This window comes from Micrococcus sp. iso_239 (genome assembly GCF_056173395.1).
In genome coordinates this window covers 1,695,331-1,712,860 of sequence record NZ_CM149672.1, presented here as the reverse complement: position 1 = coordinate 1,712,860, position 17,530 = coordinate 1,695,331, and the positions used below count along the sequence as shown (strand labels likewise).

The following is a 17,530-nucleotide window of genomic DNA, read 5'->3' as shown; positions in this document are numbered from 1 at the left end:
GTCAGAGGGACCAGGACTCGAGTCGCCGGAGCATGTCGCGCTTCTTGCTCGCATGACCGTGCATCCGGCCCAGGATGTCGCCGAGGACGGTGACGGCGCGGTCGATGTACGGGCCCTTGTTCAGCATCGCGGCCTCGGCCCGCTGCGCCATCGCGGCGTCCGTGATCTCCGCCCGTGAGGGCAGGCCGGTCTTGGCGAGGGACTCGAGGACCTGGGTGGCCCAGATCGCGGGCACGTGCGCGGCCTCACACAGCCACAGGATCTCCTCCTGCAGCTCGGCCATGCGTGCGAAGCCGGCCTCCACCGCCAGGTCGCCCCGGGCGATCATCACCCCGACGTCCCGCCAGCGCATCGCCTCGAGCAGCATCCGCGGCAGCTGCCGGAAGGCCTCCACCGTCTCGATCTTCAGCGTGATGTCCACGTCCGGCGCGTCCTCGGCCTCGAGCGCGTCGATCAGCTGGGCCACGTCCTCGGCCGAGCGGACGAAGGACATGTTCACCATGTCCGCCTGGCGGGCCGCGAACGGGATGTGGGCGAGGTCCTCGTCCGTGAGGGCCGGGATGTCCAGGTGCGTGTCCGGGAAGTTCACGCCCTTCTCCGCCTTGAGCTTCGCCCCGCGCGGGCCGGCCTGGGTCACCTCGAGGGTGATCTCGTCGTCGGACACCGCCGTGATCCGCGCGCCGATCCGCCCGTCGTCGAGGGAGACCCGGTCGCCGACCGCCGCGTCCGCGAACGCCTGCGCCAGGGTGAGGCCGATCCGGTAGGGCGGCGTGTCGACCGCGGGGACCGGCTCGAGCGAGCGGGCCAGCACGATCTCCTCGCCCTCGTGCACGCGCATGGACTGCTCGAGCGGGGGCAGCGGCCCGACCTCGAGCGGCCCGTGCGGCGTCGTCAGCGCCGTGCCCGTCGCCCAGTAGACCGTCTTGTCCGCCTGCACGAGCACGCCCTCGCCGTCCACCTGCTCGACCTCGAGCCTGCGGTGAGCGCCACGCGCGTCGGTCAGCTCGATCTCGTCGCCGCGCTGCAGGACCGCCAGGGTCTTCCCCTCCGGGTCCGCGAGCGGCACGACGACGGCGCCGTCCGGCCGGTCCGCTGTGGCCACGGCGTCGTGGGGCCCGGCGGCGAGCCACACGCGGGAGGGCTCGGTGACGATCCCGGAGGGGTCCCGGGCGGGCTTCACCTTCACGACGCGCGGTCCCGGCTCGATGGGGCCGGTGCGCACCTTCGGCCCGGCCAGGTCCATCGCGACCAGGGGTGCGGGCCGGCCCGCACCGGCACACCGGCGGACCGCCGCGATCATGGCGGCCCACGCCTGCTCGTCGTCGTGGGCGCAGTTCACGCGCGCCAGGTCCATGCCGGCCTCGGCGATCCGGGCCACGAGCTCTGGGTCCGTGGCGGCCTCGGAGGGCATGGTCACCATGATGCGCGCGTCCCGGTCGCCGCGGGCCGGACCGAGCAGGCTCGCCGCGTTGCGGGCGAGGATGGCGCGGCCCTCGGCGGAGGTCAGGGCGTCGTCCTCGGGCGCGGGGGCGGGGTCGCCGTCGAGCGCGCGGGCGGCGGCCAGCACCGCGTCCACGTGGCCCAGCACGCCGGCCTCCATGCGGCCCAGAGAGGACAGTCCGGCGTCGCTCAGCGCCTCCTGCAGGGGCCGCAGGTCGGTGCCGCGCAGGGCGACGTAGTGCACGAGGTTCCGGGCCGAGGCCCGGTGGCGCTCCCGGACGCGGGAGATGAGGTCGGCGTGCTCCGCCTCGGCGGAGAGGAGGCGGTCGCGGAGGGCGGTGAGCTCGGTGGTCAGGTCGATACCCATGGTCCGAACCCTAGGGGCGCCCTCCGCGCCGGATCACGCCTGGAGCCGCGCCATCCAGGCCTCGATCTCGTCCGGGGTGCGGGGGAGGACCGCGGAGAGGTTCTCGGCCCCGTCCTCGGTCACGAGGATGTCGTCCTCGATGCGCACGCCGATGCCGCGGTACTCCTCGGGGACGGCCAGGTCCTCCTCCTTGAAGTACAGACCCGGCTCGATCGTGAAGACCATGCCCGGCTCGAGCACGCCGTCCAGGTAGAGCTCCCGCTTGGCCTGCGCGCAGTCGTGCACGTCGAGGCCGAGGTGGTGCGAGGTGCCGTGGGGCATCCAGCGCCGGTGGTGCTGGCCCTCGTCCGAGAGCGCGACCTCGGCCGAGACCGGCAGCAGGCCCCAGCCGTCGAGGCGGTCGACGAGCACCCGCATGGCCTCGGCGTGGAGCTCGCGGAACCGGATGCCGGGGCGCACGATCGCGAAGGCGGCGTCCGCGGCGTCGAGGACCGCATGGTAGATGCGGCGCTGCACGTCCGTGAACGTGCCGGACACGGGCAGGGTGCGGGTGATGTCCGCGGTGTAGAGGGAGTCGTCCTCGACGCCGGCGTCGAGCAGCAGCAGCTCACCCGGGCGCACGGCGCCCGTGTTGCGGATCCAGTGCAGGATCGTGGCGTTGTTGCCGGAGGCCGCGATCGTGTCGTAGCCCAGGTCGTTGCCCTCGAGGCGGGCGCGGGCGAAGAAGGCGCCCTCGACCACGCGCTCGCCGCGGTCGTGGCCCACGGCGCGCGGCAGGGCCCGCACGACGTCCTCGAAGCCCGCGATCGTGGCGGCCACCGAGGCGCGCATCCGCTCGATCTCCCACGCGTCCTTGACCAGGCGCAGCTCGGAGAGGAACTCGGCGGTCTGGGCGTCGGCCTCGGCCGCGGCGGCCAGGTCCACGCCGGCCTCGGTCCGGACGGCGGCCAGCAGGGCGTCCACGTCCTGGTCGGTCTCGGCCAGCAGCCGCACCGCGGTGCCGTCCGCGGCCACGTTCTTGGTGACGGCGGACTCGAGCTCCTCGAGCCCCGCCGTGCGCAGACCCGTGCGGGCGGCCAGGCCGGCCAGGGTCGGACGGGGGCCGATCCAGAACTCGCCCGAGCGCGAGTCCGCGTAGAACTGCTCGGTGTCCCGGCCGGCCAGGGGACGGAAGTACAGGGTGGCGGTGTGGTCCGTGCCGTCGTCGCCGGCGCCCGGGTCCGTGGGCTCGAGCACGAGCACGGCGTCTGGCTCGTGGTCCACGCCGAGGCCCGTCAGGTGGGCGAACGCGGAGTGCGCGCGGAAGCGGTAGTCGGTGTCGTTCGAGCGGACCTTGAGGCGGCCGGCCGGCACCACGATCCGCTCGCCCGGGAAGCGCGCGGACACGGCGGCCCGCCGCCGGGCGGCGTACGGGGCCGCGGCGTCGGCGTCGGGCAGGGCGTCCGACGACGGCGCCCAGTCGGAGGCCATGAAGTCGCGGAAGGCGTTCGAGGCGGGGCGCTGCGAGCGGTTGTCGACGCGCTCGGCCAGCGGCTGGGGGTTCACCGCGCCGGTGCCGTCGGCGCCCGCCTCGGGGGTGGCGGCGGGCTGGTCGGGGGCGGTCTGGGCGGGGTGCTGTGCGGCATCGGTCATGCCCTCCATCATGGCACCGGTGGGCGCGGGCGGGTCGGGCCGCCGCGCGCGGGTCTCGGTACCATGGCCGCCATGGCCCGCTACGACCTGCACACGCACTCGACCGAGTCCGACGGCACCGAGCCGCCGGCCGACGTGGTGCGTGCGGCGGCGCGGGCCGGGCTGGACGGCCTCGCGCTCACCGACCACGACACGACCGCCGGCTGGGCCGAGGCCGCCCACGCCGCGCGGGAGACCGGGCTGACGCTCGTGCCCGGCATGGAGATGTCCTGCACCTCCGCCGACGGCGTGAGCGTGCACGTGCTCAGCTACCTGCACGACCCCGAGGACCCCGCCCTGCTGCGGGAGGTCGGCCTGGCCCGCGACGCGCGGCTGATCCGGGCGCAGGAGATGGTGCGGCGCCTGGGCGCGGACTTCCCGATCACGTGGGAGCTGGTCCAGGAGCACGCGGCGGAGAACGCGACGATCGGCCGGCCCCACCTGGCCGACGCCCTCGTGACGATCGGGGCCGTCCCGGACCGCTCCGCGGCGTTCCGGGAGATCCTCGCCGGCCGGTCCAAGTACTACGTGCCGCACTTCGCCCCGGACCCGGCCGAGGCGGTCGCGCTCATCCGGGCCGCCGGCGGGGTGCCGGTGTTCGCGCATCCCCGGGCGCGCATGCGGGGCCGCGTGGTGGGCGACGAGGTGTTCGAGCAGATGGCCGAGGCCGGACTGGCGGGGGTCGAGGTCGAGCACCGGGACAACCCGGCGGAGGAGCGCACCTGGCTGCGCGCATTCGCGGACCGGCACGGACTGTTCGTCACCGGCTCGTCCGACTACCACGGCACCGGCAAGCCCAATCCGATCGGCGAGCACACCACGGGCGCGGAGGTGCTCGCCGAGATCGAGCGGCAGGGCACCGGCACGGCGATCATCCGCGGCTGAGCCCGGACGGCCCGGGCGACGGCGGAGGATCCGTTGCGCGAATGACCCTTCCAGCCGCCGCGCAGGCGGTCAGAAGGGTCATTCGCGCAGAAGATTCCCGGGGCCCGGGAGGGACGGTCAGCCGTCCACGACCTCACCGTTGCTGCGGCGCGTGCGGGTGCGGCCGCCCCGGCGACGACGGGCCTCGGCCCGGGCCTCGGCGCGCTCGGCCCGGCGGGCCTCCGTGAGCTCGACGCCGGCCACCGGCTCCGGCGTCCGGGCCGCGGGGGTCTCGGGGCGTGAGGCGGTGCGCTCGCGGCCCTCGCCGCGACCACGGCCCCGGCCCTCGGCGCGCTGCTCGGCGGGTGCCTCACCACGCCCGCGGCCCTCGGCGCGCGCCTCGTCACGACCGCGAGGAGAACGCTCGGTCCGTTCGCCACGGCCTCCGCCGCGCGCCCGGTCACGGCCCTCGCCGGAGCGCCCGCCCCGGCCTCGGCCGCCGCGCTCGCCGTCACGGGACCGGCCGCCCTCGCGACCCCGTCCGCGGCCGCCGTCGCGCTGCTTCGCCTCGGGTCCGCCCAGGTCCTCGAGCGTCTCGCCCTCGAGGCCCTCGAGCACGCGCTTGGCCTGGGGCAGGCGGCCCTTCGTGCCCTTCGGGATGTCGAGGTCGGAGAACAGGTGCGGGGAGGAGGAGTAGGTCTCCACCGGCTCGGGCTGGCCGAGGCCGAGCGCCTTGTCGATCAGGGACCAGCGCGGCATGTCCTCCCAGTCCACGAGGGTCACCGCCACGCCCTTGTTGCCGGCGCGGCCCGTGCGGCCCACACGGTGCACGTAGGTCTTCTCGTCCTCCGGCGCCTGGAAGTTGAACACGTGGGTGACGTCGTCGACGTCGATGCCGCGCGCCGCGACGTCGGTGGCCACGAGGATGTCCACCTTGCCGTTGCGGAACGCGCGCAGCGCCTGCTCACGGGCGCCCTGGCCGAGGTCGCCGTGCAGCGCGCCGGCCGCGAAGCCGCGCGCCGTCAACTCGTCCGCCACGCGGGCTGCCGTGCGCTTGGTGCGCGTGAAGATGATGGTCCGGCCGCGGCCCTCCGCCTGCAGGGCGCGAGCCACGAGCTCGTCCTTGTCCATGTGGTGGGCGCGGTAGACGAGCTGACGGATGTCCTTCTTCGTCAGGCCCTCGTCCTCCGGGTCCGCCGCGCGGATGTGGGTGGGCTGCGTCATGTAACGGCGCGCCATCGCGACCACGGGACCCGGCATGGTGGCCGAGAACAGCATGGTCTGGCGCACGGCCGGGACGGCGGCGAGCAGGGTCTCGACGTCCGGGAGGAAGCCGAGGTCCAGCATCTCGTCGGCCTCGTCCAGCACCACGGTGTTCACCAGGTCCAGGCGCAGGTGGCGCTGGCGCATCAGGTCGATGAGGCGGCCGGGAGTGCCGACGACGATCTCGACGCCGCGCTGCAGCTCCTCGATCTGCGGCTCGTAGGCGCGGCCGCCGTAGATGGTGGCGATGCGCAGGGGGCGCCGGGCCGCGGCGGCCGTGAGATCGCCGGCCACCTGGACGGCGAGCTCGCGCGTCGGGGCGACGATCAGGGCCTGCGGGGCGCCCGCGGTGCCCTTGGCCTCGAGGCCGTCCCAACCGGGCTCACCCGGGCCGATGGCGCGCTGCAGCGCGGGGATGCCGAAGCCGAGGGTCTTGCCCGTGCCGGTCTTGGCCTGGCCGATGATGTCGTGGCCGCCGAGGGCGACCGGCAGGGTCATGGCCTGGATGGGGAAGGGGTGGACGATGCCCTTGGCCTCCAGGGCCTCGACGATCTTGGGGTGCACCCCGAAGTCGGCGAAGGTCTGCTCGGGGGCCACGGGGGCGGCGTCCTCGGTGACGATGTCCTCCGCGATCTCCGCGACCGTCGGGTCGACGTCGGCGGGGGCGGGGGTGTGCTCGGAGTTCTGGGTCATGGCGACTCGCGTTCCTGGTCAGGCGTCGTCACGGCGGGCGGAAGGCCCGGCTCCGCCGTGCGCGCGGTTCAAGCGGAAGCCGATCGCGAGGCAAGCACGCGGAGCGGCCGACGGGCGGTGCCCCGTGGAACCGGGCGGGCGCGCCGTACGCGGCGGGCCGTGCCGGATCCGGCAGGTCATGGTGCCGTCCCGGGCGTCAGGGGCGCGGGCGGCGGGTCAGGGTGATCAGAGAGCGACCGGTCATCCTGGGTCAGCGTGAGCTGTGCGGCCAGTCTACCCCCGCGGCCGTGATCGCACCCGAGGCACGGTCCACGCCCTCGATCCGCACGCGCACCCGGGTGCCCGCCGGGATGCTGCCCGGCACCCGCAGGCTCACGGCCGGGTCGAGCAGCCACACTTCCGTGCCGTCCTTGGCCTCGCGCACCGCGATCCCCTCGAGCTCCGCGCCGACGCGGGACTCGAGTGCCGCCGCCTCCACGAGGTCCGCCGCCGTCCGGCTCGCGGCCGAGGCCCGGCGGGACGAGTCCGCCATGAGGGCGGGCAGCTCGGGCAGGGCGTCGCGGACCCATGCGGGGGCGGGGGCGCCGACGGCGTGGGCGTGGCACAGGGCCAGGACGAAGCGGTCCACGAGCCGGCGCAGGGGAGCGGTGGCGTGGGCGTAGGGGGCGGCGAGCGCGGCCTGGGCCGGTTCGTCCGGCGGGGTGCGCAGGGCCGGGTCCTCGGCCTGCGCGTCGAAGGCCGTGTACCCGGCGCCGCGGAACAGCCCGGTGGCCGCGTGCAGTACCGCCAGGTGCCGCGCGTCGGCGGGGTCGAGGGAACGCAGGTAGGCGCCGTAGTCCTGGCCCTCGTCCCACGGGGCGCCCAGGGCGCGCGTGCGCTCTCGGAAGGCGGCGACGGCGTCGGTGTCCGGCGCCGGCATCGTACGCAGGATCCCGACTCCGGCGGCCAGCATCAGCTCGGCCGCGGCCATGCCGGTCAGCAGGGAGAGCTGGGCGTTGTGCTCCTCCGCCGGCAACGGCGCCCGGTGCACGAGCTCGTGCGCCCCGTCCTCGGTGACACGGACCTCCTGGTCCGGCAGGTTCAGGGAGGCACCGCCGCGGGCGGCCTCCTGTGCGGCCCGCCGTCGGCCCACCTCCGGCAGCAGCGCCAGCGAGTCGCGCACCTCGGCCGGCCACCCCTCGGCGGCGGCCCGGTCCGCGTCGGTGACCCCGGGGCGCGGCGTCGTCGGCGCCTGTGCCCCCGGCTGCGCGTCGAGGAAGGCCTGCACCTGCCCGTACGTCAGCTGCGCCCGGGAGCGGATGCGGGCGCGTTCGAGGCCGGTCTCCACGACGGCGCCCGCGGCGTCCAGCAGGAACGTCCAGACGAACGCCGGGCGTTCGCGGTCCGGCAGCAGGGAGGCGGCGTCCTCGCTCAGCACCTCCGGGTGCAGGGGGACCCGGCCGTCGGGCAGGTAGACGGTCTGGCCGCGGCGGCGGGCCTCGGCGTCCACGGCGCCGTCCGGGGTCACGAAGGCGGGCACGTCCGCGATCGCGTAGCGGACGAGGATGCCGTCGTCGTCGGCGGGGGTCAGGAGCAGGGCCTGGTCCAGGTCCGTGGAGCCGGCGGGATCCACGGTGACGAACGGCAGGGCCGTGCGGTCCGCGTGGTCCGGGCTCCCGGTCAGGCCCGCGTGCACCTCACGCGCGGCCGCCTCCGCCTCGGCCAGGACGGGGGCGGGGAAGGCCGGCTGCAACTCGAGCTCCGTCCGCAGGGCGGCGAGACGCTCGAGCAGGGCCGGGTCGGCGGGGCCGCGGAGGCCGAGGGCGTGAGGCGACATGGCGATGCTCCTGGGCAGGGGCCGAGACGACGCACGCCCCGGCGGATCACCGGGGCGTGCGGGCGGGTCAGGAGGCGGCGAACCCGAGCGGGCCCGACTTCTTCGCGCCGATCTCCACGAAGCCGATGCGGTCGCCGGGGACGACCACCTGGCGGCCCTTGGCGTCCGCCAGGACCAGCGGGGTGCCGTCGGCGACGGCGGCGTCCACGAGGGAGCGGACCTCGTCCGCCGACTGCTCGCTGTCGATGACGACCTCGCGGCCGACGTGCTGCACACCGATGCGGATCTCCATGGGGAACCTCTTCTCTTCGTCGCGTCCTGTGCGGTCCGCCGTCAGCCTACGGGACCGCTCGGCGGGGTGGACGGGCGCCCACGAGGTTCACCCGCGGGCGAAACGGGCCGGACGGCCGGGTCAGCGCGGCGCGTCGTCCGCGGAGGGCAGCGAGGCGAGGCCGCGCCAGACGAGCGCGTCCACCGTGCGGGCCATCTCGGCGGCGGCGGGGCGGGCGTCGGCGTCGAGCCGGTCCGCCCAGTGGCGGGCGGCGCCCAGGAGATAGCCGACGAGTCCGCGGGAGAGCACCTCGGCCTCGGCCTCGGCTACGGTGGTGTCCGCGCGGATGGTGCGCGCGACCTCGGAGGAGAGCAGCCGGTGGACGGCCTCGCTGCGCGTGCGCACCTCCGGGTCCGCGTCGATGCCGGAGTCGAAGATGAGGCGGTGGGTCCGCTCGGGGGAGGCCATGTACTCGAACACGGCGGCGACGGTGGCCCGCACCCGTTCGCGGTTGTCCCGGCGGGTGTCCATCGCCGCCTCGAGGAGCGCGCGCAGGCTCGCGACCTCGGCGTCCAACAGCTCGAGGAAGAGCTCGTGCTTGCTGGGGAAGTGCTGGTAGAGGACCGGCTTGGAGACCTCGGCCCGCTCGGCGATCTGCTCCATGGAGGCCCCCGCGTACCGCTCGGCGGCGAAGACCGCGCGGGCGCAGTCCAGCAGCTGGCGGCGACGCTCGTGCCGGGGCAGACGACGGCCTCGCCCGGGCTCGTCGGGCGCGGTGGCGGCGGGGTGGGCGGTCACGGGGTCTTCCTGGCGCGGGGCGGGCTCACGCGATGCGCGCGGCGCCGCCGTCGTCCTCGTGCGCGGGGCAGGCCGCCTCGACCGTGCCCACGGCGGGGGCGGGGCGGCCGGGGGCCTCGATCCCGAAGACCGCCTCGAGGGCGTCCTCATAGCGGTCGAGCCGGCCCTCGGCGGCGAGTCGCTTGGCGCGCACGCTGGGTTCGTGCAGGAGCTGGTTCACCATGCGGCGCAGGGCGAACTCCACCTCCTCGGCGGCCGCCGTGCAGCCGTGGCGGGCGCGCACGCGCTCGAGCTCCCGGTCGAGCACGCCGAGGGTGTGGCGGCGCAGGGCCTTGATGGCCGCGTCGGCGCTGCGGCCGCGCTGCGCGGCGCGGTACTCCTCGACGGCGTCGTCCACGAGCGCGCGGGCCTCGGCGACGGCGACCTGGGCCTGCTCGGGGGCGGCCAGCCGCACCGACTCGAGGGTGATGAGATCGACGTCCGGCAGGTCCGCGACGGCGGGGTCGAAGTCGCGCGAGAGGGCCAGGTCGACCACCGTGAGCGGGCGCCGTCCGCCCTCGCGCAGCTCCTGCAGGCGCTCGGGGCTGATCTGGCGCTCGCCACCGGAGGAGCCGATGATCACGTCCGCCTCGGCGACGGCGCCGGCCACGGCCTCGCCGCCGAGCGCGAGGGCCCAGCCGCCGCGGTCCGCGACGAACTGCTCCGCGCGGCCTGAGGCCGAGTGCACGCCGACGGTGGTCGCACCCCGGTCCGCCAGCTGCGCCAGCGTGGTGCCGGCGTAGGCGCCCGTGCCGATCAGCAGGATGGTGGCCCCGGCCCAGAAGTCGCGCTGGGCCGCGGCGTCGGTGAGACCGCGCAGCTCCTCCGCGAGGTCCAGGGCGACGGAGACGACCGAACGGCCGGCCGCGCCGAGCGCCGTGCGGGAGCCGACGTCCTTGGCCGTGCGCGTGGCGGACTCGAAGAGGCGGACGAGCGGGCCCGAGGCGGTGCCGGCCTCCTGGGCCGCCGTCAGGGCGCGCCGTACCTGACCGGCGATCTCGCGCTCGCCCACCACGGCGGAGTCCAGTCCGGCGCCGACCTCGAAGAGGTGACGGGCCGTGGCGTCGGCGTCGAGCGTGCGGAACGCGGTGTGCACGTCCTCGTCCGGCAGGGAGGTGGAGGCGGCGACGGCGGACAGCAGCCCCGTGCGGGCGGCCTCGACGCCGGCCCCGTCGGCCTCGGCGTAGATCTCCACGCGGTTGCACGTGGCCAGCACGATGGCGCCCGCCGCGCCGCTGCCGGGCAGGGCGGGCCCGACCCCGGTCGCGCCGGCGCTGAGGCGGGCGACCGTGTCCAGGTCCAGGTCATGGTGGGAGGCGACGAGAGAGAAGACAGTCACAGCGGGCCAAGTCTAGCCCCGACCGCCCCGCCCGTCCGGGAAGGCGGGCCTGACCCGGGTGCCGTCGGCCAGTGTGACGGCGCTCACGGAGGACGCGGATGTGCCACCGCGACACGACCGGTGGGACACTGGGGGCATGTCCGCCCTGTCCCAGACCCCCGAGACCCCCGCGGCCGTCCCGGCACTGCCCGCCGAGCACCCGCTGCGCACCGAGGATCCGTCACGCTCGACCGTGGCCAGCCCGCTCCTTCGCGCGCTACGCGGCCAGCGCCCCGACCGCCACCCCGTGTGGTTCATGCGGCAGGCCGGCCGTTCGCTGCCCGAGTACCGCCGGGTGCGCGAGGGGATCGGGATGCTCGACTCCTGCCTCATGCCGGACCTGGTCCGGGAGATCACGATGCAGCCGGTGCGCCGCCACGACGTCGACGCGGCGATCTTCTTCTCGGACATCGTGGTCCCCCTGCGCCTGGCGGGCGTGGACGTGGAGATCCAGCCCGGCGTGGGCCCCGTGCTCGGCCAGGCCGTCCGCACCGCCGACGACGTCGCCGCGCTGCCCGTCCTCGAGGACGCCGCCCTGGACGTCATCCGCGAGGCCGTCGCGGCCACCGTCGCCGAGCTGGGCCCGCGCCCCCTGATCGGCTTCGCCGGTGCCCCCTTCACGCTGGCGGCGTACATGGTGGAGGGCCGTCCCTCCCGCGACCACTTCGGCCCGCGGCGCATGATGCACGCCGACCCCGAGACCTGGGCCGCCCTGGCCGGCTGGGCGGCCACCGTGTCCGGCCAGTTCCTGCGCGCCCAGCTCGAGTCCGGCGCCTCCGCCGCGCAGCTGTTCGACTCGTGGGCCGGTTCGCTCTCGGCGGACGACTACCTCGAGCACGTGCAGCCGCACTCGACGGCGGCCCTCGCCCATGTCGCCGACCTCGCCGGGCCCGGCGTCCCCGACGGCGCCCCGCTCCTGCACTTCGGCACGGGCACCGGAGAGTTCCTGCACCACATGCGTGACGCGGGCGCGACCGCCGTCGGCGTGGACCACCGCCTCACGCTCGCCGAGGCGCACCGCCGTCTCAGCGCGAACCCCGGCCCCGACGGACGCGGCGCCGTGCCCCTGCAGGGCAACATCGACCCGGCCCTGCTCGCCGCCCCGTGGGAGGTCCTCGAGGCCCACGTGCGCGACGTCGTCGCCTCCGGCGCCGTCGCGCCCGGTCACGTCGTCAACCTCGCCCACGGCGTGCCGCCGGAGACGGACGCGGCCGTGCTGACCCGCGTGGTCGAGCTGATCCACTCCCTGCCCGTGCCGGAGCGGGAGGGCCAGGACCCGGCACCGGGGGCCGAGACCGCCGAGCGGGAGGAGCGCGCATGAGCGGCACGGCGCTCGTGGTCGGCGGCGGCATCGCCGGCCTCGTCGCGGCCCACCGACTGTCCGCGGCGGGCTGGGACGTGACCCTCGCCGAGGCCACCTCCGTGCTCGGGGGCGCGGTCTCCCCGCGCTTCCTCGACGTCCCCTCGCACGGCGAGACCGGGGCCCCCGAGACCCAGACCCTCGAACTCGACGGCGGCGCCGAGTCGTTCGCCGTCCGCGGCGCCGCCGTGCGCGCGCTCGTGGAGGAGCTCGGGCTGGGCGAGAAGATCGTCGCGCCCGAGCCCCTCGGCTCGTGGCTGCACGGTCCCGCCGGCCCCGTGCGCGCCCCGCGTCTCGGCATCGTCGGCATCCCCGGCGACCTCGACGCCGAGGACCTCGCCGCCGCCCTCACGCCGGCCGGCCTGGAGCGCGCCCGGCAGGACGCCGAGGCCCCCATGGATCGCTGGGCCGCCGCGCTCGCGGCCGGCGAGCCGGTGACCGTCGCGCAGGTCGTGGCCGACCGCCTCGGCGACGAGGTGCTCGACCGCCTCGTGGCCCCCGTCGTCGCCGGAGTCCACTCGGCCGACCCCGCGGTCGTCGAGCTGGAGCGCGTGGCCCCCGGCCTGCTCGCCGCCGCCGTGGAGCACGGCGGGCTGGCCGCGGGCGTCGCCGCGCTGCGGTCCACCGGGACCCCCGGCTCGCTCGTGGCCGGTCTGGACGGCGGCATGGTCCGCCTCACCGGCCGGCTCGTCGAGGCGCTGCGCGAGGACGGGGCCACCGTCCTGCGCGGTGTCCGGGTGGCCGCCCTGTCCCGCGTGCCCGCCACCGGCGGCTGGTGGGCCCAGATCTCGGACCGGGACGACGAGGTCGTCCGCGGGCTCGACGTGGACCGCGTCGTGCTGGCCGTGGACGGCGTCACCGCCTGGGACCTGCTGGCCCCGCTCTCGGCCGAGGCCCTGGACCCCGACGCCGGCCCCGCCCTCGGCGAGGGCATCGCGCTGGCCACGCTCGTCGTCGAGGCCGCGGGCCTGGACGACGCGCCACGCGGCACCGGAGTGCTGGTCGGCGCCGGGACGGACGTGGCCGCCAAGGCCCTGACCCACGTCACCGCCAAGTGGGCGTGGCTGCGCGAGGTCGTCGCGCGTCCGCAGGAGGACGGTGTCGCCCGCCATCCCCACCGCCACGTGCTGCGCCTGTCCTACGGCCGCCAGGGCGGCGGGCCCGAGGCCCTGGGCCATCGCAGCGCGGACGAGGAGCTGCTCGCGCAGGCGCTCGTGGACACGGCGACTCTCACCGGGGTGCCGCTGGCGGAGGAGGACGTCGTCGCCCGCACCGTCACCCGCTGGCGCCGCTCCATCCCGCCGCAGGCCGGCCCCGACCGCGCGAAGGCGGACACGCTGATCGACTGGGCACGGGACGTGCCCGGCCTCGACCTCGTGGGCAGCTGGGTGCACGGCACCGGGCTGGCCGCCGTCGTCGCCGGCGTGGACCGCACCCTCGGCGCCGACGCACCGCCCGCCGGCTGACCTCGCCCCCAGACCACCCCTGACGCAATCGGATCCCAAGGAAGAGGACCATGACCAAGGACAGCACCACCACCCCTGCCGAGGCCGGCAAGGACTGGTTCACCACCTACACCGTGTTCGCCCGCCCGCAGGGCGAGCCAGGCTGGCTGGGACTGGAGGGCCGCGACGCGAAGAAGGCCGCCAAGGAGTTCGACGAGGCCGTCGCGCGGGTGGCCCAGACCGGCGTGACCGTGCGCGGCGTCTACGACGTCTCGGGCATGCGCGAGGCCGGCGACGTCATGGTGTGGATGTACGGCCAGGTGCCCGAGGACCTGCAGGCCGCCATCCGCGAGCTGCGCCGCACCCGTCTGCTCGAGGGCACCACGATGGTGCTCTCGGCCATGGGCGCAGATCGCATGGCCGAGTTCAACAAGGACCACGTCCCCGCCTTCGCCATGGGCCGCAAGGCCCTGAAGTGGCTGTGCTTCTACCCGTTCGTGCGCTCGTACGACTGGTACCTGCTGGACCCGAAGGAGCGGGCCCGCATGCTCCGCGAGCACGGCCAGCTCGGCCAGGACTTCCCGCAGGTGTGGGCGAATACCACCAGCGCGTTCGGCCTGAACGACTGGGAGTGGCTGCTGGGCCTCGAGGCGGACGAGCTGACGGACCTGGTGGACATGATGCGCCACCTGCGCAACAACGAGACCCGCCTGCACGTGCGCAGCGAGGTGCCGTTCTACACCGGACGCCGTCTGGAGACCGCCGAGATCGCGGAGGTGCTGGCCTGATGACTACCGCCCCCGAGCCCCGCGCCAACGCGCCCGTCCACACCGGCCCGGACGCCGGCGTCGCCCCGGCCCTCCGGACGCCCGAGAAGGCCGCCGCCGGCGTCGACTACGACGTGTGCGGCGTGATGGCCCCCAAGGACTACGACGCCCTGCTGCTCGCCTCCTTCGGCGGGCCCGAGGGCCAGGACGACGTGATCCCGTTCCTGCGCAACGTCACGCGCGGGCGCGGCATCCCGGACGAGCGCCTCGAGGAGGTCGCCACCCACTACCGCGCCAACGGCGGCGTCAGCCCCATCAACGCGCAGAACCGCGCGCTGAAGGCGGCCATCGAGGCCGAGCTGGCCGCCCGCGGCCTGGACCTGCCCGTGTACTGGGGCAACCGCAACTGGGAGCCCTACTTCCCGGACACCCTCGCGCGGATGCACGCCGACGGGCACCGCCGCATCCTGACGGTCACCACCTCCGCGTACTCCTGCTACTCCTCGTGCCGCCAGTACCGCGAGGACATGGGCATGGCCATGGAGCAGACCGGCCTGACCGGGAAGGTGGACCTGGACAAGACGCGCCAGTACTTCAACCACCCCGGCTTCATCGAGCCGTTCCGGGACGGCCTGCGCGCGGACCTGGCCTCGCTGCGCGCGGAGCTGGGGGACGACGCGCGGATCCACGTGCTCTTCGCGACCCACTCGATCCCCACCTCCGACGCCGCCGCCGCCGGCCCGCGCGGCCTCGCCGCCGACCTGCGCGCGCAGGCGGGGGCGGAGCCGGGCGATGAGGGTGCGGACGTGTACTCGGCGCAGCACCTCGACGTGGCCCGCGAGATCCTCGCCGGCGTGCCCGAGGCCGCGGACGTGCCGTGGTCGCTCGTGTACCAGTCGCGCTCCGGCCCGCCCTCGGTGCCGTGGCTTGAGCCGGACATCAACGACGCGATGGAGCACCTCGCGGGCGAGGGCGCCGAGACGGACGCGCAGGGGCGTGCCGTGGCGGGCTTCATCGTCGTGCCGCTGGGGTTCGTCTCGGACCACATGGAGGTGGTCTGGGACCTCGACACCGAGGCCAAGGAGACCGCCGAGGGGCTGGGCGTGGGGTTCCGTCGCAGCCCCACCCCGGGCACCGACCCGCGGTTCGTGGCCGGGCTCGTGGACATCGTGGAGGAGCGGCTGGGCCGGCGCGAGGGTCGCGCCGCGGTCGGCTGCTTCCCGGCGTGGTACGACGTGTGCCGGCCGGACTGCTGCGTCAAGGTGATGCGGGACGGCTCGACGCGGCCGACGACGTCCGCTGTCGACGCCGCCGTGCGCGGGCTGGCCGAGCACGAGGCGGGCGCCGCGGCCCCCGCCGAGGAGGCCTGAGACCGTGACCCCCCTGCGCATCGGCACCCGGGGCTCCGCCCTGGCGACCACGCAGACCACCCACGTGGCCGAGACGCTCACGGAGCGCTCCGGCCTGGCCCACGAGCTGGTGGTGATCCGCACCGAGGGCGACGTCACCACCGGCTCGCTGGCCTCGCTGGGCGGCACCGGCGTGTTCGCCTCGGCGCTGCGGGCCGCCGTGCTCGACGGCGTCGTGGACGCGGCCGTGCACTCGCTCAAGGACCTGCCGGCCGCCCAGCCGGAGACCCTCGAGATCGCCGCGGTGCCGGCCCGGGCCGACCTGCGGGACGCCCTGTGCGCCCGCGACGGCCTCACCCTGGCGACCCTGCCCGAGGGCGCCCGGGTGGGCACGGGCTCGCCGCGCCGCGTGGCCCAGCTCAAGGCGCTGCGCCCGGATCTGGAGCTGGTGGACATCCGCGGCAACGTGCAGACCCGCCTGGCCCGCGTGCCCGGGCTGGAGCAGCACGACGATCACGCCCCGGCCGCCGCGGGTTCGCCCCGCGGTGACCTCGACGCCGTGATCCTGGCCTGTGCCGGGCTCGACCGGCTCGGCCTGGACCACGTGATCACCGAGCGGATCGACCCGGAGGTCATGGTGCCCGCCCCCGGGCAGGGCGCCCTGGCCGTGGAGATCCGGGCCGAGGACGAGTCCTTCCTCGGTCGGGCGCTCCTGGACCCCGAGGCGCCGGTCGGGAGGCTGCACGCCGCCCTCGAGCTGGTCGACGATCGGGACACCCACGTGGCGGTCACCGCCGAGCGGGCCCTGCTGCGCCGCCTCGAGGCCGGCTGCGCCGCGCCGATCGGGGCCGTGGCCCGCGTGACCGACGGCGAGGCCGGCGCGCCGCGCATCGAGATGACCGCGATGGTGGCCGCCCTCGACGGCTCGCGCGTGCTGCGCCGGACCTCGTCCGTGCAGCTCGACCCGGTGCCGACCGACGTGGCCGGCGACCCGGCGGCCGGCGACGAGTGGCTCGAGGACACCCTGTTCGTGGCCGCGGAGGCACTCGGCGTGCACGTGGCCGAGCAGTTCGTGGCCGAGGGCGCCGACCTGCTGCCCGGCACGGTGCGCGGGGTGGACCGGGGCGACGGCGCCCCGCGCCCCGACGACCCGGCCTGAGATGCGCGTCCTGCTCACCCGCCAGCCGGCCCAGGCCGGCGACCTCGAGGCCGGTCTCGCCGGCACCGAGGTGGCGGGGCGGCGGCTGCGGGTCGGCTTCCTGCCGCTGACCGACTTCGCACTGCCCGACGACGACGGCCCCCTGCGCGCGCTGCTCGCGGACTGGGCGGGGGCCGACGGTGATGCGGCCGGGCCGGTGCGCTCGGACGGGTCCCGCTGGCTCGTGGTGACGAGCCCCAACACCGTGCGCGCGCTCAGGGCCGTCGGCTGGGACGGCCATGTCCCGGCGGGCGCGCGGATCGCGGTCACCGGACCGGGCACGGCACGGGTGCTGACCGAGGCGGGCTGCGACGCGGCGCCGTGGCTGCCGCCCGAGGACCGCTCCGCCGAGGGCCTGATCGCCGGACTCGCCGCCCTGCATCCCCGCGGCGCCCGCGCGTGGCTGCCCCAGTCCGATCGGGCCCGGTCCCGCCTCGCCGACGGCCTGCGCGCGGCGGGCTGGGACGTGCGGACCGGGCTCGCCTACCGGACGGTGCCGTATCCGGCGCAGGCCGGCAGGCGGCTGCTCGACGGGGCGGCGGACGAGGGCCGGGGGGACGTCGTGACGCCCGCGCGGCTGGCCGAGGTCGCGGCGGGGACCGCCGTGGTGCTCACCAGCTCGTCCGCGGCGGAGGAGTTCGTGGCCGCGGGTCTGACGCCGCTGGTGGGGGAGCGGGTGCGGCTCGTGGCGATCGGCGCGCCGACCCGGGACACATGCGCGCGGCGGGGTCTGCCCCTGCTCGGGACGGCCCCCACGCCGGATGCGGCCGGAGTGCTGGCCGTGCTGCGCGCTGCGGCCTGAGCCGCCCGT

Annotated in this window: 14 protein-coding genes; 7 read left to right on the top strand and 7 right to left on the bottom strand. The window is 76.0% G+C overall.

Features of this window, described 5'->3' with window-relative positions; genetic code table 11:
- Position 1 precedes the first annotated feature (1 nt).
- Positions 2–1,807: a pyruvate kinase gene (locus AC0VX2_RS07885; RefSeq protein ID WP_069942062.1), complete on the bottom strand. Its 1,806-nt coding sequence runs from the start codon at positions 1,805–1,807 to the stop codon at positions 2–4.
- A 33-nt stretch (positions 1,808–1,840) separates the two neighbouring features.
- Complete coding sequence (locus tag AC0VX2_RS07880; protein ID WP_144818690.1) at positions 1,841–3,439, bottom strand: aminopeptidase P family protein; 1,599 nt, start codon at positions 3,437–3,439, stop codon at positions 1,841–1,843.
- Between the two features lie 63 nt (positions 3,440–3,502).
- On the opposite strand from AC0VX2_RS07880, the gene AC0VX2_RS07875 reads away from it, so the two are divergent.
- Positions 3,503–4,363: a PHP domain-containing protein gene (locus AC0VX2_RS07875; protein WP_049147253.1), complete on the top strand. Its 861-nt coding sequence runs from the start codon at positions 3,503–3,505 to the stop codon at positions 4,361–4,363.
- A 117-nt stretch (positions 4,364–4,480) separates the two neighbouring features.
- Here AC0VX2_RS07875 and AC0VX2_RS07870 read toward each other — a convergent pair whose 3' ends face one another.
- From AC0VX2_RS07870 to AC0VX2_RS07850, 5 genes are all read right to left on the bottom strand, one after another.
- Positions 4,481–6,298 carry a DEAD/DEAH box helicase gene (locus AC0VX2_RS07870; RefSeq protein ID WP_036339221.1) on the bottom strand — a complete coding sequence of 606 codons (1,818 nt, stop codon included), beginning with the start codon at positions 6,296–6,298 and terminating at the stop codon, positions 4,481–4,483.
- Positions 6,299–6,548: 250 nt separating this feature from the next.
- Entirely contained in the window at positions 6,549–8,114 is a 1,566-nt protein-coding gene (locus AC0VX2_RS07865; protein WP_073117085.1) for an RNB domain-containing ribonuclease, read from the bottom strand.
- A 67-nt stretch (positions 8,115–8,181) separates the two neighbouring features.
- The gene (locus AC0VX2_RS07860) at positions 8,182–8,406 is read right to left on the bottom strand and encodes a DUF3107 domain-containing protein (protein WP_002854967.1); all 225 of its coding nucleotides are present in this window, start codon (positions 8,404–8,406) and stop codon (positions 8,182–8,184) included.
- Between the two features lie 120 nt (positions 8,407–8,526).
- Positions 8,527–9,183, bottom strand: a complete 657-nt coding sequence (locus AC0VX2_RS07855) for a TetR/AcrR family transcriptional regulator (RefSeq protein WP_036318026.1) — start codon at positions 9,181–9,183, stop codon at positions 8,527–8,529.
- 25 nt (positions 9,184–9,208) lie between these two features.
- Positions 9,209–10,561: a glutamyl-tRNA reductase gene (locus tag AC0VX2_RS07850; RefSeq protein ID WP_044659418.1), complete on the bottom strand. Its 1,353-nt coding sequence runs from the start codon at positions 10,559–10,561 to the stop codon at positions 9,209–9,211.
- A 136-nt stretch (positions 10,562–10,697) separates the two neighbouring features.
- Between AC0VX2_RS07850 and hemE the strand changes: the two genes are divergently transcribed.
- From hemE to AC0VX2_RS07820, 6 genes are read left to right on the top strand one after another with little or no spacing between them, the layout of a single operon-like run.
- Positions 10,698–11,921 carry a uroporphyrinogen decarboxylase gene (hemE, locus tag AC0VX2_RS07845; protein ID WP_036314314.1) on the top strand — a complete coding sequence of 408 codons (1,224 nt, stop codon included), beginning with the start codon at positions 10,698–10,700 and terminating at the stop codon, positions 11,919–11,921.
- On the top strand, positions 11,918–13,426 hold the full coding sequence (locus AC0VX2_RS07840) for a protoporphyrinogen/coproporphyrinogen oxidase (protein WP_036314317.1): 1,509 nt from the start codon (positions 11,918–11,920) through the stop codon (positions 13,424–13,426). The genes hemE and AC0VX2_RS07840 overlap by 4 nt, the downstream gene beginning before the upstream one ends.
- A 50-nt stretch (positions 13,427–13,476) precedes the next feature.
- Entirely contained in the window at positions 13,477–14,193 is a 717-nt protein-coding gene (gene hemQ / locus AC0VX2_RS07835; RefSeq protein WP_036314319.1) for a hydrogen peroxide-dependent heme synthase, read from the top strand.
- A complete protein-coding gene (locus tag AC0VX2_RS07830; protein WP_475432510.1) occupies positions 14,193–15,542 on the top strand; it encodes a ferrochelatase in 1,350 nt (449 codons plus the stop codon). The genes hemQ and AC0VX2_RS07830 overlap by 1 nt, the downstream gene beginning before the upstream one ends.
- A gap of 4 nt (positions 15,543–15,546) precedes the next feature.
- Positions 15,547–16,680 (top strand): hydroxymethylbilane synthase, encoded by a 1,134-nt coding sequence (hemC, locus tag AC0VX2_RS07825; RefSeq protein ID WP_377662945.1) that lies wholly within the window; start codon positions 15,547–15,549, stop codon positions 16,678–16,680.
- A gap of 1 nt (position 16,681) precedes the next feature.
- Positions 16,682–17,521, top strand: coding sequence for a uroporphyrinogen-III synthase (locus tag AC0VX2_RS07820; protein WP_119217196.1), 840 nt, complete (start codon positions 16,682–16,684; stop codon positions 17,519–17,521).
- Positions 17,522–17,530 lie beyond the last annotated feature (9 nt).